This is a genomic window from Methylobacterium jeotgali (assembly GCF_022179345.1).
In the GTDB taxonomy this organism is placed as follows: Bacteria; Pseudomonadota; Alphaproteobacteria; order Rhizobiales; family Beijerinckiaceae; genus Methylobacterium; species Methylobacterium jeotgali.
Map to the genome: position 1 here is coordinate 1 of NZ_BPQR01000068.1, position 14,678 is coordinate 14,678.

A 14,678-nucleotide genomic window follows, 5' to 3' on the forward strand; every position below is an offset into this window, starting at 1 on the left:
GGCGGCGTGCCGGTCTTGAGGCGGCCGAGACGCAGGCCGAGACGCTCCAAGGTGAAGGCGAGCCCGATTGCCGGCGCCTCGCCGACGCGGCCGGCCGGGATCTGCCGCTCGCCGATATGGATGAGGCCGCGCAGGAAGGTGCCCGTCGTCAGCACCGCCGCGCCGCAGGCGAGCCGGCGCCCGTCGCCGAGGATCACCGCTGCGACCCGGCCGTCGCGGATCTCGATATCCTCGCAGGCACCCTCGATCACCGCGAGACCCTGCGTTTCGGCGACGGCCGCCTGCATCGCCGCTGCGTAGAGCTTGCGGTCGGCCTGGGTGCGGGGGCCGCGCACGGCCGGCCCCTTGCGGCGGTTGAGGAGGCGGAACTGGATGCCGGCCGCGTCGGCGACCCGTCCCATCAGCCCGTCAAGGGCATCGACCTCTCGCACGAGATGGCCTTTGCCGAGCCCGCCGATGGCGGGGTTGCAGGACATCGCGCCGATGGTGCGGGCCTCATGCGTCACGAGCGCCGTGCGGGCGCCGCAGCGTGCGGCTGCCGAGGCCGCCTCGACGCCGGCATGGCCGCCGCCGACGACGATCACGTCGAAGGATGTCGCTTGGGAAGTCATCAGCGCGGTTATGCGCACACCGTTCCGTCGGTCAACGGCGTCCAGGGGCGGCCAGGGGCGCAGACTGCGTTTCGAGCAGCTGGATGCCTCGTTCCTGAGCATCATGCTTCATCGATTCCGATGAATATTGCATTCTTATCAAGAAACGATGGCACCGCCCTTGCTTAACCATTTCCCGGCGCGCACCATCGGCCGACCGACGCGCGCTTCGTCCGCAACGAAGCGGATGGAACCGACCAACGGCGATCGGAGAACGACGATGGGTATCCTGGCTATCGGGGCGGGAGCGGTGTGTTGCGCGGGCGGCGCGGTCGCCCACTTCATCGACACGTCCCGTCATCGCGAGGGGCTCTTTGGCCTCGCGGGCTTCTGCTTCCTGCTGACGGGCCTCTTCCTCAGCCGCTGAGCCTTCCGCAGGCGGCTACTTCCCGATGCAGAAGCCGCTGAACAGGCGGTCGAGCACGTCCTCGACGCCGACCTGACCGCCGACCTCGCCGAGCGCCCGCGCGGCGAGCCGCAGATCCTCGCAGACAAGCTCCGGCGGCGCGCCGACGCCTGCGGCCACCGCGTCGAGATGGTCGCGGCAGCGGGTGAGGGCGAGGCGGTGCCGCTCGCGTGTCAAGAGCGCCTCACCGGCGCCGAGGTCGGCCTGCGCGCGGGCCTCGATCGCGGCGAGCAGCGCGGGCAGACCTTCGCCGGTCAGTGCCGAGACGCCGAGCCAGCCTTCCTGGGCCGAGCCGCCGAGATCGCATTTCGTGCGGACGCGGAGCGCCGAGGGCGGCAGGTCGGTGAGGTCCGCCTCCTCCCCCGCCGGCACCAGGACGAGGACGAGGTCCGCCCGCTCGATATGCCGGCGGGTGCGGGCGATGCCCTGCGCCTCGATCTCGTCCGCCGTCTCCCGCAGTCCGGCCGTGTCGACGAGGATCACCGGCAGGCCGCCGAGGTCGCAGCGGACCTCGATGGCATCGCGGGTGGTGCCGGGCCGGCTCGAGACGATGGCCGCGTCCCGCCGGCTCAGCGCGTTGAGAAGCGTCGATTTGCCGGCATTGGGCGCTCCGACGAGCACCGCGTGAAATCCTTCCCGCAGCCGCTCGCCCCGGCGTCCGTCGGCGAGCGCCGCGCGGATCGCGTCGGCAAGCGCCCCCGCCCGGGCGAAAAGCGCCGCGTCGAGCCCGGCATCGTCCACGTCGTCCTCGTCGGCGAAGTCGAGGGCGGCCTCGGCTCCGGCGAGGCAGGCGATGGCCTCCTCCCGCCAGGCAGCGACCTGACGGGCGAGGGCTCCGTCGAGCTGGCGAAGGGCCTGGCGGCGCTGCGCCTCAGTCTCGGCGTCGACGAGATCGGCGATGCCCTCGGCCTCGGTCGGGCCGAGGCGACCGTTGAGAACGGCGCGCCGGGCGAAGTCGCCGGGTTCGGCCATGCGGCAGTCCGGGAGCCCGGCGAGCACCCGCAGCACGACCGCGCGCACGGCGAGGCCGCCGTGGAGATGCAGCTCGGCCATGTCCTCGCCGGTGAAGGTCGAGGGTCCGGGCATGTGGACGACGAGAGCCTGGTCGAGAAGCGAGCCGTCGGCGGGATCGCGCAGGCGGCGCAGGCTCAGGCGTCGCGGCTCGGGCACGGAGCCGGCGAGCCTCGCGATCACCTCTGCGCAGCTCGGCCCCGTCAGGCGCAGGACGCAGATCGCGGCGCGGCCGAACCCGCTCGCCGGGGCGAACAGGGTCTCGGCCGCCATCCGCGTGAACCCTCGATCAGGTGTTCATCGAGTCGAAGAAGTCGCCGTTGCTCTTGGTCTGGCGTAGCTTGTCCAGCAGGAACTCGATCGCGTCGGTGACGCCCATCGGGTTGAGGATGCGGCGCAGCACGTAGGTCTTCTTGAGCGCGTCCGGCGGCACCAGCAGCTCCTCCTTGCGGGTGCCGGAGCGGGTGATGTCGATCGCCGGGAAGATGCGCTTGTCGGAAACCTTGCGGTCGAGGATGATCTCGGAGTTGCCGGTGCCCTTGAACTCCTCGAAGATCACCTCGTCCATGCGCGAGCCGGTGTCGATCAGCGCGGTCGCGATGATCGAGAGGGAGCCGCCCTCCTCGATGTTGCGGGCGGCGCCGAAGAAGCGCTTCGGGCGCTGGAGCGCGTTGGCGTCGACGCCGCCGGTGAGCACCTTGCCCGACGAGGGGACGACCGTGTTGTAGGCGCGCCCGAGACGCGTGATCGAGTCCAGAAGAATCACCACGTCGCGCCCGTGCTCCACGAGGCGCTTGGCCTTCTCGATCACCATCTCGGCGACCTGGACGTGGCGGGTGGCCGGCTCGTCGAAGGTCGAGGCGATGACCTCGCCCTTCACCGAGCGCTGCATGTCGGTGACCTCCTCCGGGCGCTCGTCGATCAAGAGCACGATGAGGTAGCACTCGGGGTGGTTGAGGGTGATCGACTGCGCGATGTTCTGCATCAGCACGGTCTTGCCGGTGCGCGGCGGCGCGACGATCAGCGCGCGCTGGCCCTTTCCGATCGGCGAGACGATGTCGATGATCCGCGGCGAGAAGTCCTTCTTGGTCGGGTTCTCGAGCTCGAGCTTGAACCGCTTCGTGGGGAAGAGCGGCGTTAGGTTGTCGAAGTGGACCTTGTGCTTGATCTTCTCCGGGCTCTCGAAGTTGATCGTATTGACCTTGAGCAGTGCGAAGTAGCGCTCGCCGTCCTTCGGTCCGCGGATCGGGCCCTCGACGGTGTCGCCGGTGCGCAGGCCGAAGCGGCGGATCTGCGTGGGCGAGATGTAGATGTCGTCAGGGCCGGGCAGGTAGTTCGAGTCGTTCGAGCGAAGGAAGCCGAAGCCGTCCTGCAGGACCTCGACGGTGCCCGAGCCGATGATCTCCACCTCCTTGGCAGCGAGCTGCTTGAGGATCGCGAACATCAGCTCCTGCTTGCGCATGGTCGAGGCGTTCTCGACCTCGACCTCCTCGGCGAAGGCGGTGAGCTCAGTCGGCGTCTTGGCCTTGAGGTCCTGGAGCTTGACCTCGCGGATGCCGTCGAGGACGGCCGGCAGGGTGCCCTCGCTCGGCAGGTCCGCAACGGGGAGGGCGTCGTCGTCTGGCGTCATGGGGGTTCTTGAGCGGGGGGTGATGAGGAAGGGCGAGAAGGGGATGATCGGCGCCGGACGCCTGCGGGCGTCAGCTTGGGGCCCGTATGGGCCGGTGCATCGGGAAGCGAGAGCCGCTTACGGCTCCGGGATGCGATACGGCGCAACTTCAGGAGGGTGCGTCATTCCTATCCTGTTTCGCCCCGGCGCTCAAGAGGCGGCAACGCACCGATCAGCGCCGCCGCAGCCGGACGTAGAGCGCGCCCTCGCCCCCGTGCCGGCGACCGGCAGGCTCGAAGGCCAAGACCATCGGTTCCAGCACCGGCGAGCGCAGCCAATGGGGCACGCTGCGGCGCAGGACACCGCGCTCCGCGAAGGCACCACGGTCCTCGCCGCCCTTGCCGGTAACGACGAGGACGTGGCTGTGGCCCGCCGCCCGGCAGCGGTGGAGGAAGCCAACGAGGGCGGCATGCGCCTCCGCCTGAACCATCCCGTGCAGGTCGATGCGGGCCTCGATGGGAAGGCGCCCGCGCACGAGGCCGGTGCGGGCCCGGCGCTCCAGACCGTCGAGGGGCTTCGGGGCGGACGAGGGGACCGGTGCCTGGTAGGGTGCGGCGGCGAAGCTGCGGACGGGGGCCGGCTTCGAAATGCGTTTCTCGACGGGCTTGCCGGGCTGCTTCGCCGGCGCCTTGGGCTCCTTGGCCGCGGGCACGGTGATGGGAGGCGCGGGAGGGGCCTTGGCAGGCCTTCGGTCCGGCTCCATCTCCACCGGGACGCCGCGGCCGGCGAGCGGCGTCACGAAGCGCGCGACCTCCCCCCAGAGCCAGATCTCCTCGCCGGAGAGGCGTCTGCCCCGGCGCCCGCTCACGGGGCGGGCGCCCGTCTCGGTATGAGAACGACGAAGCCGACCGCGTCGCGCAGGTCGCCGGCCGCCGCGCCAGCCGCCGCCCCGGTGCCGACATAGAGATCGCCGCGTGCCGGGCCGACGATGGCCGAGCCGGTGTCGGCGGCGATCACCAGGCGCCCCGGCTCCCCGCCGCCCGCGCCGGGCAGGGTCCCTTCCAGCCAGAAGGGCAGCCCGTAGCGCCACAGACCGGCATCGACGGCGAGGCTGCGGCCGGGCACCAGCGGCACCCCCGCCGCGCCCGGCGGTCCGAGCGCGGCGTCGGCGACGGGCTCGGTGCGGAAGAAGATATAGGAGGCGTTCCGGCGCATCAGACGCCGCCCGGTCTCCGGGTTCGCCCGGAGCCAGCCGGTCCAGCGGGCGAGCGTCAGGCCGTCGAGGGGAAGGTGGCCCTCCGTGACGATGAGCTTGCCGACGGAGGTATAGGGCCGTCCGTTGCGGCCGTCGTAGAGCACCCGGAGCGAGGAGCCGTCCCGCAGCCGGACCCGGCCGGAGCCCTGGACCTGGAGCACGAAGAGATCGACGAGATCGCGCAGGTAGAGGAGAGGCCGCGCGCGGGCGCCGAGGGCTCCGTCCTCGATCGCCGCCCGGTCGGGATAGGGCTCGAAACCCTCGCCCGCGGCGCGGGCCGCCCGCAGCCCCTCGGGCAGGCCGGGCCGGGTCTCGCCGGGCTCCAGGCTGACGAGGTCGTCGGGCCGGGCGAGCACCGGGGTGGAGAAGTCGGCCGAGGCTTCGAGCGCCCCTTCGAGCTCGGGCTCGAAGTAGCCGGTGAGGAAGCCCTTGCGCCGGGTCGTGGCGTCGGAGGCCTGCGGGCGCAGGATGCGGAAGGCCTCGAAGCGCTCGGTGAAGAAGGACGCCGCCCCCTCGGGGGCCGTCCGCCGGGCCGCCTCGCAAGCCTCCGCGAGATCGACGGACAGGCCCGGGCCGGAGGGAAGCTGCGGCTTTCCCGGTGCGTCGCAGAGGGCGCGGAAATGGGCGAGCGCCGTGGCGGGATCGGGGCCCGGAAAGCCGGGGATCGCGTCCGTCGCCACCGGTTCGAGGAGCGCGTCGCTGACCCGGAGAGGTTCGGCGCGGGCGCCCCGGAAGCCGGCGAGCGCGAGGAGGGATGCCAGGACGAGGCCGACCCCGCGCGCGCGCCGACTCGTCATGGCCGTCCGGTCAGGCGCCGGCTTCGGTGGCGACGAGCTGCCAGTTCGGGTCGCGGGAGCCGAGCTGACGGGAGAAGGTCCACACGTCCGGCACCTCGACCACGGCCTCGGCGTTGCCGTCGACCACGTTGCCCTGGGCGTCGCGGGTGGCGGTGATCAGGTTCGAGAGGAAGCGCACGGTGATGTGGGCGACCCGGTTGCGGGTCTCGGCGGCGACGATCTCGGCCTTGTCGATGGAGACGAAGGTGGTCTCGACGGTCTGCTTGTTGCGCTCGCGCTCATCGATGGCGCGCTCGAAGCCCTCGCCGACGTCGCGGGAGAGGAGCGCGCGCAGGGTCTTGCGGTCGCCCTTGGCGAAGGCGACGACGATCGCCTCGTAGGCCGCTTTGGCGCCCTCGATGAACTCCCGCGGATCGAAGGCGGGCTCGGTCTGGACGATGCTCTCGAGGCCCCGCGCCACGGGGCTGCCCGGCTCGGCCACGCCCGTCCAGTCGCGCTCCGCCGCCGGGCGCTCGGGCGGGGTCCGGTCGGCGCCGGGCAGGCGCACGACGTTGTCGGCCGGCGGCGCGCCCTGCTTGCCGAGCTGGCTGCGGTCGACGGGCTTGAAGGGCGAGCGTTCCGTGCCGGTCTTCTGGCCGAGCACGGAGCGCAGTCGCCAGATCACGAACACCGCAAGCGCCAGGAAGATCAGGGTCGTGACGTCGAAACTGTCCTGCATCACCGTTCCGCTGGTGGCACCCTGCGCGTCCGCAGGGTCGAGGGCCCGGACCGCCGCGGCAGACCCGGCCGGTATGGCCGCACGGGGGATCGAGCCTGCATGGCCGGCTCGCCGTGCTCCGCATATGGCGCGAATTCAGGGCGCGTTCCAGACACCCGCGCGAAGAAGCCTCACGAGAATGCCGCCGACGAAACGCCGGAGCCTCTCCGGATCGGAGGCGGCACGGCTCTCGTCGCGCCCATTGTGATGGCGCCAGCGGCATGTTAGCGCGCTGGCGATCCGACGAGAGCCGCCCGAGCAGGATGCGGTCCGCGGGTGCGAGACACCGCCACAGGCCGCCCGACGGAGCGGTCCGGACGCTTCGAGAGGATGACACGCCATGGCCGACTCCCCGGCTCCGAACGGCAACGGCGGCGCTCAGCCGCAGGCTGACGACGCCCCGGCGATTAACGCGCTGGCGCAGTACACGAAGGACCTCTCCTTCGAGAACCCGAACGCCCCCCGCTCGCTGCAGCCGCAGGAGGGCGGGCCCCAGATCAACATCCAGGTCAACGTCAACGCCCAGCAGCTCGCCGAGGCCGATTTCGAGGTGGAGCTCACCCTCGAGGGCAGCGCCAAGCTCAACAATGACGTGCTCTTCGCCTTCGACCTGAAGTATGCCGGTATCTTCCGGATGCGGAACATCCCGCAGGATCAGGTCCACCCGGCGGTGATGATCGAGTGCCCGCGCCTGCTGTTCCCCTTCGCCAGGCAGATCGTGGCCGAGGCGGTGCGCAACGGCGGCTTCCCGCCCCTCTACATCGATCCGATCGACTTCGTCGGCCTCTATCGCCAGAAGGCCATGGAGGCGCAAGGAGCCCAGGGCCAGCCGCTGGCCTCCTGAGGGACCGGGCGCCCCCGCGCTCGATCGGATCGGACTTGTGACACGGGGCGGCGCCCGAGCCGCCCCGCAGGAAAGCGCACGACATGGCCAAGGCCGGATCAGGGAAGGCGGAGAGCCTCAAGCCGCGGCTGCCGCGCGGCCTCTTCGACCGCCGGGAGGGCGACCTCCTCGCCCAGGCACGGATGCTGGAGGTGATCCGCGCGACCTTCGGCCTCTACGGCTTCGAGGCGCTGGAGACGCCGTTCATCGAGTACACCGAGGCGTTGGGCAAGTTCCTGCCCGACCTCGACCGCCCGAACGAGGGCGTGTTCTCCTTCCAGGACGACGACGAATCCTGGCTCTCGCTGCGCTACGACCTGACGGCGCCGCTCGCCCGCTTCGTGGCCGAGAACTTCGACGGCCTGCCCAAGCCCTATCGCAGCATGCGGGCGGGCTACGTGTTCCGCAACGAGAAGCCGGGGCCGGGCCGCTTCCGCCAGTTCATGCAGTGCGATGCGGACATCGTCGGCGCGGCGAGCGTCGCGGCGGATGCCGAGATCTGCATGATGGCCGCCGATACCCTCGACCGGCTCGGGCTCGCCGGCCAGTACGCGGTCAAGGTCAACAACCGCAAGGTCCTCGATGGGCTCCTCGAAGCCTCGGGCCTCAGCGGGGACGGGATGGCCGGACAGCGGCTGGCCGCTCTTCGCGCCATCGACAAGCTCGACCGGCTCGGCTTCGAGGGGGTCCGCCTCCTGCTCGGGCCCGGACGGCGGGACGAGAGCGGCGACTTCACGAAGGGCGCCGGCCTCGCGGAGGCGGCCATCGAGCGCATCCTCGCCTACGTCTCGGAGGACGCATCCCTCACCGGCGGCGACGCACCATCCGGAGACGTCTTCGCGTCCTGGGAGGAGGCCGTGGGCGGGTCCGAGATCGGCCGGGAAGGCGTCGCCGAGCTTCGGACGATCATGAGCCTGTGCGCGGCAGCCGGGTACGGCCACGACCGCATCCGGCCCGACCCCAGCATCGTTCGGGGCCTCGAGTATTATACCGGCCCGGTCTTCGAGGCCGATCTCACGTTCGCGATCGCGAGCGAGGACGGCCAGCCGATTCGCGTCGGCGCCGTCGCCAGCGGCGGCCGCTACGACGGGCTCGTGGGGCGCTTCCGGCCCGAGCCCGTGCCGGCCACGGGCTTCTCGATCGGCGTTTCGCGGCTGTTCGCGGCGCTCCAGCTCGCCAAGAGCCCGCTCGTGGACGCGGCGGAGGAGCCGGGGCCGGTCGTGGTGCTCGTCCTCGACCGCGAGAACATCGCCGACTACCAGCGCCTCGTCGCCCGCCTGCGCGGCGCCGGCATTCGTGCCGAGGCCTATCTCGGCGGCGCGGGCATGAAGGCGCAGATGAAGTACGCCGACCGCCGCAAGGCGCCGTTGGCGATCATCCAGGGCTCGAATGAGCGCGAGGCCGGCGAGGTCCAGATCAAGGACCTGATCGAGGGTGCCCGCGCCGCTCAGAGCATCGCCAGCAACGCCGAGTGGAAGGCCGCGCGCCCCGCTCAGATCTCGGTGCCGGAGGCCGAGATGGTCGACCAGGTCCGCGCGATGCTGGAGCGGCATTTCGAGGACGGCGCCGCGTAGTCCGTTGACCCTGCGCAGTCATTTCCGGACGCTCCCGGTCGCCAACGCCTCGGGCTGTTGCTAGAGCGGGCCCCGCGCGCGGACCGATTTCGCGCCCTTGGAAGAAGTGCCGGGACGATGACGGGATCGGGAGCCCCAGCAGACGTATCGGTGGGGCGCACGCGCGAGGCGCTCGGTCCCTCCCTTGCCGGGTTCCTGGTGGAGGCCGGCTACGCGCCGGTCTCGCCTCCGGTGCTTCAGCCGATCGAGCCGTTCCTCGAACTGTCCGGCGAGGACATCCGCCGGCGCATCTTCGTGACCCAGGACGAGGGCGGGGCCGAACTCTGCCTGCGGCCGGAGTTCACGATCCCCGTCTGCCGCCTGCATTGCCGCGATGCCGCGCAGAGCCCCCGCGACTACAGCTATCTCGGCCCGGTTTTCCGCCTCGCGCGCTCGGAGCCGAGCGAGTTCCTGCAGGCGGGCATCGAATCGATCGGACGCACGGACACCGCGGCGGCCGACGCGGAGGTGCTCGGCCTCGCCCTTGAGGGCCTCGCCCGGCTCGGACGGCGGGACTCAAGCGTTCGCATCGGCGACATGGGCCTCACCAACGCGCTCCTCAACGCGCTCGAGGTCCCTCCCGCCGCCAAGCGCCGGACTCTGCGGGCGCTCGCCGCCGGACGACCGCTTGCCGATCTCGCCAACGGCGCCGCCGAGGAGGATCCGAACGCAGGGCTGCTCGCCGCGATCCAGGGACAGGACCCGGCTGCGGCGAAGGCCTTCGTCGAGAACGTGCTCTCCATCGCCGGCATCTCTCGGGTCGGCGGACGCAGCGCCGGCGACATCGCCGCGCGCTTCCTGGCGAAGTCCGCCGTCCAGGCGAATGGGGGCGCCGGCCTCAACGAGCGCAACCTCGCCCTGATCGAGCGCTACCGGGCGATCGAGGGCAACCTCGACGAGGTGATGACGGCCTTGCGCGAACTCGTCGGCGAGGTCGGGCCGTCCGATTCCCTGGAGCAGGCGCTCGGCCTGTTCGAGGAGCGTACCGGCTTCATCGCCGCCCGCGGGATCGATGTCGGCGGTATCCGCTTCTCCGGCGGCTTCGCGCGCAACCTCGACTACTACACCGGCTTCATCTTCGAGGTCGCTTCCGCCCACGCCGTGCTCGTCGGCGGCGGCCGCTACGACGGGCTGCTCACGCGTCTCGGCGCCCCCGAGCCGCAGCCGGCGGTGGGCTGCGCCTTCTGGCTCGACCGGATCGCCGGCACCGGAGACCGCGATGTCTGACGAATCCACCGAGAGCGCGAGCCTCGTCCTAGCGATTCCCTCGAAGGGCCGGCTCCAGGAGAACGCGGCCGCCTTCTTCGCCCGCGCCGGGCTCAAGCTCGCCCAGAGCACGGGCGCACGCGATTATCGGGGACGCCTCGTCGGGGTGCCCGGCGTCGAGGTGCGCTATCTCTCGGCCTCCGAGATCGCCAGCCAGCTCGCCAGCGGCGCCGCCCATCTCGGGATCACCGGCGAGGACCTGATCCGCGAGACCCTACCCGACGCCGAGAGCCGGCTGGAGCTGCTGACGCCGCTCGGATTCGGCAACGCCACGGTAGTGGTGGCGGTGCCCCAGGCCTGGATCGACGTGCGCGCCATGAGCGATCTCGACGAGGTCGCCGTCGAGATGCACCTACGCCAGGGCCGGCGTCTGCGCGTCGCGACGAAATACGTGAACCTGACCCGCCGCTTCTTCGCGGAGCGCGGGGTGGCCGACTACCGCATCGTCGAGAGCCTCGGAGCCACCGAGGGCGCCCCAGCGGCGGGTTCAGCGGAGATCATCGTCGACATCACCACGACCGGCGCGACGCTCGCTGCCAACGCCCTCAAGATCCTCGACGACGGCGTGATCCTGCGCTCGGAGGCGAACCTCGTCGCTTCCCTCGTGGCATGCTGGGAGGCTCCGCAGCGCCAGGTCCTGCGCACCGTGCTCGGCCGCATCGCCGCCGAGGAGGGCGCCCGCACGACCCGCGAGCTCCGGGCCTTCGTGCCAGAAGCGGGCCTCGATCTCGGCGCCCTCGCCGCCGTGCACGGCGCGAGCTTCCTGGCCGGGCAGCCGGAGCATGGCGAAGCGGTGGTCCACTGCCCGGCGGACGCGGTCTTCGCCCTCTCCGACGCCCTCGTCGCGGCCGGGGCCGGTCCCGTCAGCGTGCGCCGGCTCGACTACCTGTTCACGGGCCGAGACGCATTGAGCGAGCGGTTCGAGGCTCGGCTCGACGCTCGCTGAGCGTGATCGTCTCCGGCGTTATGCCTCAGAAGCCCGGCTTGACCACCGCCAGGATGACGATGCCGATCATCAGGAGCGTCGGCACCTCGTTGATGACCCGGTAAAAGCGGGGATTGCGCCGGTTCCGGTCCGCTGCGAAGTCCTTGACCGTGCGGGAGAGCCAGCCATGGACACCCGACATCGCCAACACCAGCACGAACTTGGCATGCAACCAGAAATTGAGGTAGTGGCCGCCCATCATGGCGACGGCGATACCGAGCCCCCAGGTCGCGGCCATGGCGGGGTTCATGATCGCCTTGAGCAGGCGCCGCTCCATGACCTTGAAGGTCTCCGACTGGACCGTCGAGCCGGCCGGCAGGGCAGCGTGATAGACGAACAGCCGGGGCAGGTAGAGCATACCCGCCATCCAGGCGATCACGGCGATGATGTGAAGCGCCTTCAACCAGTCATAGAGCATCTCAGGCGCTCCGCAGCCGCGTGAGCATGCGCTCGACATGCGCGACCGGCGTCTGTGGAGTGATGCCATGGCCAAGGTTGAAGATATGCGGGCATCCCTCCGTCGCAGCGAGGACGGCATCCACCGCCCGGTCGAGTGCTTCGCCGCCGGCGACCAGGATCTCGGGATGGAGATTGCCTTGCGTCACCGCGCTCGATGGGAGCTGCGTTCGTAGTTCTGCCAGGTCGACCGCCCAATCGACGCCGACAGCGTCGGCACCGGTCTCGGCGTGGGTCCTGACATGGCCTTCCAGTCCCGAGCCACGGGGAAAGACGATGATCCGCGCATCCGGAACTTCGGCCCGGACCTGCCGGATCATCCGGCTGATCGGCTCGAGGCTCCAATCACCAAGGGGATCGTCGCCGGCAGGCAGGACACCGGCATGGGACTCGAAAATCTGCACCGCGTCGGCACCGGCTCGCAGCTGTGCGACGAGATAACGGCTCTGCACGTCGACGAGCCGGTCGATCAGCCGCCGGAGCAGTGCGGGATCTTGTTGGGCAAGTTGACGAGATGGGGCGAGATCCGGAGTGCCGCGGCCACCGATCATGTAGCTCGCCACCGTCCAGGGAGCTCCGCAGAACCCGAGCAGAGTGGTCTCGTCAGGCAACTCGGAGCGGAGACGACCGACCGTCTCAATGACGGGTCCTAGATGGTGGAAGACCGCAGGGTCGTCTGCTTCCCTGAGACGGTCGAAGCCTGCAGCGTCGGTAAGGGGATCGAGCCGTGGTCCTTCACCCTCGACGAACCAGACATCCTGGCCGAGAGCATCGGGAACGACGAGAATGTCAGAGAAGAGGATCGATGCGTCGAACCCGAAGCGGTGAATGGGCTGAAGGGTGACCTCGACAGCAAGATCGGGTGTGTAGCAGAGATCGAGAAACGAGCCTGCTTTGGCTCGGGTCGCACGATACTCGGGCAGGTAGCGGCCAGCCTGGCGCATGATCCAGGCGGGAGGCTTGGCAAGCACCTCACCTGCGAGAACACGCAGGAGGGCACGGTCCTTCGAAACGTCGCCGGTCATGATCCTCAACGGGCTCGCGAGATGCCAAACCGATGCGCTCGAAGAGAGCCCACCCGGGATGATCACCGGGTCTGGCTCCGTCCCTTCCCACTCTCATGAATGAAAAGAGAGAGATTTTGGACTCTGTTTTTTCTTCTAGGAGCCGGAATCCAAGGGAGGCGGATTCCTCCACAGGCCGTCCAGAGGCCGATCCGTTAACTGGGCTTTAAGAGCTTCCGTGCAATCGTTCGCTCAGGCTAGCCGCATCAAGCTCTTACGCTGGCTAATCTCATCTGCCTTGTGGTCCCGTCCCTGATTCTCCCACGGCGCTGCTGAATCGAGTCCGTCTAAGCGTGCTTGTGAGCGAATCGGGCTGATATCCGGGCCCTCCTGATCCGAGCGTTCCATCCTCCACACTCATCGACTCCCCGGCTTCGCTGTGGTGGAAAAGGGCTTCATCGCGTTGGACTCCCGACGCGAATCGAGTCAGCCCGCATGAGTCGTAGCTTCTTTCACCTTCATCTCGTGTCTGATTCTACCGGCGAGACGCTCATCAATGTCGGTCGCGCAGCGGCGGTGCAGTACGAAGGCATCTCGGCGATCGAGCATGTCTATCCACTGGTACGCTCCGCGGCCCAGCTCGAGCGCGTTATCTCCGAGATCGAGGCCGCGCCGGGACTGGTACTCTACACGCTGGTCGAGGAAGCGTTGAACGCACGGCTCGAAGCCGCCTGCAGGGAATCGGGGTCCCCCTGCCTCTCGGTCCTGCAGCCCGTTCACTCGCTGCTGCAATCCTATCTCGGCGTCGAGACCAAGGCTCGGCCCGGGGCACAGCACATGCTCAACGCCGAGTACTTCAAGCGCATCGATGCGATGAACTTCACCTTCGCCCATGACGATGGCAACCTGCCGGATAACCTAGAGGAGGCGGACGTGATCCTCGTCGGGGTCAGCCGTACCTCCAAAACGCCGACCTCCATCTACCTTGCCAACCGGGGGCTCAAGACGACGAACTACCCTCTGGTCCCGTCCGCTCCCTTCCCGCCCCAGCTTCTCAAGGTACGCAAGCCTCTCGTCGTCGGTCTTCTGGCGAGCCCCGAGCGCATCGTTCAGATTCGTCAGAACCGCCTCCTCAGCCTGCACGCCGACGAGGGTTCACTCTATGTGGACCGCGATGCCGTGGCGGAAGAGCTCGCGGCCTCCCGCCGGCTCTGCCTCAAGCACAAATGGCCGATCATCGACGTGACCCGACGCTCCATCGAGGAGACGGCCGCGGCCATCCTCGACCTCTACAAGGAGCACCGCCTGAGGCTCGTCGCTCTCTAGATCCGAAATCATCATGTCTGCTTCGAATGATCTCTGGACGCATCCGAGCCCGCTCCTTCTCGCATCCGGGAGCCGAACCCGGCGTGATCTTCTCGCCACGGCCGGGATCCTGGCCGAAACCCTCTCTCCAGAGATCGACGAGCGTGGTCTGGAACGAGCAATGGCGGATGCCAACGGGGAAGGGGTCGCCTCCGCTCTCGCCTCGGCAAAGGCGGTGGAAGTCTCGAGGCGTCGGCCGGGGCGACTCGTACTCGGCGCCGATCAGACCCTCACCCTCGGCTCCGAACGTTTTCATAAGCCGGCAAACCTCGACGTGGCCTGTGCGCAACTGGCACAACTCGCCGGCCGCACGCACACTCTCCATGCGGCAGCCGCTTTAGCGAAGGACGGTGCGGTCATCGTCTCGTTCTGCGACGCGGCCCGGCTGACGGTCCGTTCCCTGGACGAGGCTGTGATCCGCGCCTATGCGGAGATCGTCGGCACCGAACGGCTGACATCGAGCGTCGGCGGCTATCAGTTCGAAGGGCTCGGCATCCATCTCTTCGAACGGATCGAGGGTGCGCACAGCACCATCCTCGGCCTGCCGTTACTGCCGCTTCTGGCTCATCTCCGTGAGCTCGGCCTGTTGGCGATCTGACGGTCCTCTCTCGCGCCTTGCTG

General features: G+C 69.5%; 15 protein-coding genes. 7 read left to right on the top strand and 8 right to left on the bottom strand.

The window, feature by feature from the left end:
• The coding region (locus MFF04_RS17995; protein ID WP_238277794.1) for an FAD-dependent oxidoreductase at positions 1 to 611 on the bottom strand (611 nt) is incomplete at its 3' end.
• A gap of 259 nt (positions 612 to 870) precedes the next feature.
• On the opposite strand from MFF04_RS17995, the gene MFF04_RS18000 reads away from it, so the two are divergent.
• Positions 871 to 1,017 (top strand): hypothetical protein, encoded by a 147-nt coding sequence (locus MFF04_RS18000; protein WP_238277796.1) that lies wholly within the window; start codon positions 871 to 873, stop codon positions 1,015 to 1,017.
• A 15-nt stretch (positions 1,018 to 1,032) separates the two neighbouring features.
• On the opposite strand, the gene mnmE is transcribed toward MFF04_RS18000, so the two are convergent.
• The 5 genes from mnmE to MFF04_RS18025 all read right to left on the bottom strand — a co-directional run bounded on the left by mnmE (position 1,033) and on the right by MFF04_RS18025 (position 6,446).
• Entirely contained in the window at positions 1,033 to 2,340 is a 1,308-nt protein-coding gene (mnmE, locus tag MFF04_RS18005; protein ID WP_238277798.1) for a tRNA uridine-5-carboxymethylaminomethyl(34) synthesis GTPase MnmE, read from the bottom strand.
• Between the two features lie 16 nt (positions 2,341 to 2,356).
• A complete protein-coding gene (gene rho, locus MFF04_RS18010) occupies positions 2,357 to 3,697 on the bottom strand; it encodes a transcription termination factor Rho (RefSeq protein WP_238277799.1) in 1,341 nt (446 codons plus the stop codon).
• Between the two features lie 211 nt (positions 3,698 to 3,908).
• A complete protein-coding gene (locus tag MFF04_RS18015; protein ID WP_238277801.1) occupies positions 3,909 to 4,544 on the bottom strand; it encodes a Smr/MutS family protein in 636 nt (211 codons plus the stop codon).
• Positions 4,541 to 5,728, bottom strand: coding sequence for a murein transglycosylase A (mltA, locus tag MFF04_RS18020; protein ID WP_238277803.1), 1,188 nt, complete (start codon positions 5,726 to 5,728; stop codon positions 4,541 to 4,543). Before mltA ends, MFF04_RS18015 begins: the two co-directional genes overlap by 4 nt.
• A 10-nt stretch (positions 5,729 to 5,738) precedes the next feature.
• Complete coding sequence (locus tag MFF04_RS18025) at positions 5,739 to 6,446, bottom strand: Tim44/TimA family putative adaptor protein (protein ID WP_238277806.1); 708 nt, start codon at positions 6,444 to 6,446, stop codon at positions 5,739 to 5,741.
• A gap of 379 nt (positions 6,447 to 6,825) precedes the next feature.
• On the opposite strand from MFF04_RS18025, the gene secB reads away from it, so the two are divergent.
• The 4 genes from secB to hisG all read left to right on the top strand — a co-directional run bounded on the left by secB (position 6,826) and on the right by hisG (position 11,193).
• Positions 6,826 to 7,329 (top strand): protein-export chaperone SecB, encoded by a 504-nt coding sequence (gene secB, locus MFF04_RS18030; protein WP_238277808.1) that lies wholly within the window; start codon positions 6,826 to 6,828, stop codon positions 7,327 to 7,329.
• 83 nt (positions 7,330 to 7,412) lie between these two features.
• Positions 7,413 to 8,942 carry a histidine--tRNA ligase gene (hisS, locus tag MFF04_RS18035; RefSeq protein WP_238277810.1) on the top strand — a complete coding sequence of 510 codons (1,530 nt, stop codon included), beginning with the start codon at positions 7,413 to 7,415 and terminating at the stop codon, positions 8,940 to 8,942.
• A gap of 117 nt (positions 8,943 to 9,059) precedes the next feature.
• Positions 9,060 to 10,208: an ATP phosphoribosyltransferase regulatory subunit gene (locus tag MFF04_RS18040; protein WP_373320111.1), complete on the top strand. Its 1,149-nt coding sequence runs from the start codon at positions 9,060 to 9,062 to the stop codon at positions 10,206 to 10,208.
• On the top strand, positions 10,201 to 11,193 hold the full coding sequence (gene hisG / locus MFF04_RS18045; protein ID WP_238277814.1) for an ATP phosphoribosyltransferase: 993 nt from the start codon (positions 10,201 to 10,203) through the stop codon (positions 11,191 to 11,193). Before MFF04_RS18040 ends, hisG begins: the two co-directional genes overlap by 8 nt.
• A 25-nt stretch (positions 11,194 to 11,218) precedes the next feature.
• On the opposite strand, the gene hemJ is transcribed toward hisG, so the two are convergent.
• Together hemJ and hemE are read right to left on the bottom strand one after the other, a co-directional pair.
• Complete coding sequence (hemJ, locus tag MFF04_RS18050) at positions 11,219 to 11,650, bottom strand: protoporphyrinogen oxidase HemJ (RefSeq protein WP_238277816.1); 432 nt, start codon at positions 11,648 to 11,650, stop codon at positions 11,219 to 11,221.
• Position 11,651: 1 nt separating this feature from the next.
• Positions 11,652 to 12,713 carry a uroporphyrinogen decarboxylase gene (gene hemE, locus MFF04_RS18055; RefSeq protein ID WP_238277851.1) on the bottom strand — a complete coding sequence of 354 codons (1,062 nt, stop codon included), beginning with the start codon at positions 12,711 to 12,713 and terminating at the stop codon, positions 11,652 to 11,654.
• Positions 12,714 to 13,187: 474 nt separating this feature from the next.
• Between hemE and MFF04_RS18060 the strand changes: the two genes are divergently transcribed.
• Positions 13,188 to 14,018, top strand: a complete 831-nt coding sequence (locus tag MFF04_RS18060; RefSeq protein WP_238277818.1) for a pyruvate, water dikinase regulatory protein — start codon at positions 13,188 to 13,190, stop codon at positions 14,016 to 14,018.
• A 13-nt stretch (positions 14,019 to 14,031) separates the two neighbouring features.
• Entirely contained in the window at positions 14,032 to 14,655 is a 624-nt protein-coding gene (locus tag MFF04_RS18065; RefSeq protein ID WP_238277820.1) for a Maf family protein, read from the top strand.
• The last annotated feature ends 23 nt before the right edge of the window (positions 14,656 to 14,678 follow it).

Excerpts from the sequence above, each read along its gene's own strand:
- hemE (WP_238277851.1), bottom strand. The coding sequence starts at position 12,713 with ATGACCGGCGACGTTTCGAAGGACCGTGCCCTCCTGCGTGTTCTCGCA.
- mltA (WP_238277803.1), bottom strand. The coding sequence starts at position 5,728 with ATGACGAGTCGGCGCGCGCGCGGGGTCGGCCTCGTCCTGGCATCCCTC.
- MFF04_RS18025 (WP_238277806.1), bottom strand. The coding sequence starts at position 6,446 with ATGCAGGACAGTTTCGACGTCACGACCCTGATCTTCCTGGCGCTTGCG.
- MFF04_RS18040 (WP_373320111.1), top strand. The coding sequence starts at position 9,060 with ATGACGGGATCGGGAGCCCCAGCAGACGTATCGGTGGGGCGCACGCGC.
- MFF04_RS18000 (WP_238277796.1), top strand. The coding sequence starts at position 871 with ATGGGTATCCTGGCTATCGGGGCGGGAGCGGTGTGTTGCGCGGGCGGC.
- mnmE (WP_238277798.1), bottom strand. The coding sequence starts at position 2,340 with ATGGCGGCCGAGACCCTGTTCGCCCCGGCGAGCGGGTTCGGCCGCGCC.
- hisS (WP_238277810.1), top strand. The coding sequence starts at position 7,413 with ATGGCCAAGGCCGGATCAGGGAAGGCGGAGAGCCTCAAGCCGCGGCTG.
- MFF04_RS18060 (WP_238277818.1), top strand. The coding sequence starts at position 13,188 with ATGAGTCGTAGCTTCTTTCACCTTCATCTCGTGTCTGATTCTACCGGC.
- hisG (WP_238277814.1), top strand. The coding sequence starts at position 10,201 with ATGTCTGACGAATCCACCGAGAGCGCGAGCCTCGTCCTAGCGATTCCC.
- secB (WP_238277808.1), top strand. The coding sequence starts at position 6,826 with ATGGCCGACTCCCCGGCTCCGAACGGCAACGGCGGCGCTCAGCCGCAG.
- rho (WP_238277799.1), bottom strand. The coding sequence starts at position 3,697 with ATGACGCCAGACGACGACGCCCTCCCCGTTGCGGACCTGCCGAGCGAG.
- hemJ (WP_238277816.1), bottom strand. The coding sequence starts at position 11,650 with ATGCTCTATGACTGGTTGAAGGCGCTTCACATCATCGCCGTGATCGCC.
- MFF04_RS18065 (WP_238277820.1), top strand. The coding sequence starts at position 14,032 with ATGTCTGCTTCGAATGATCTCTGGACGCATCCGAGCCCGCTCCTTCTC.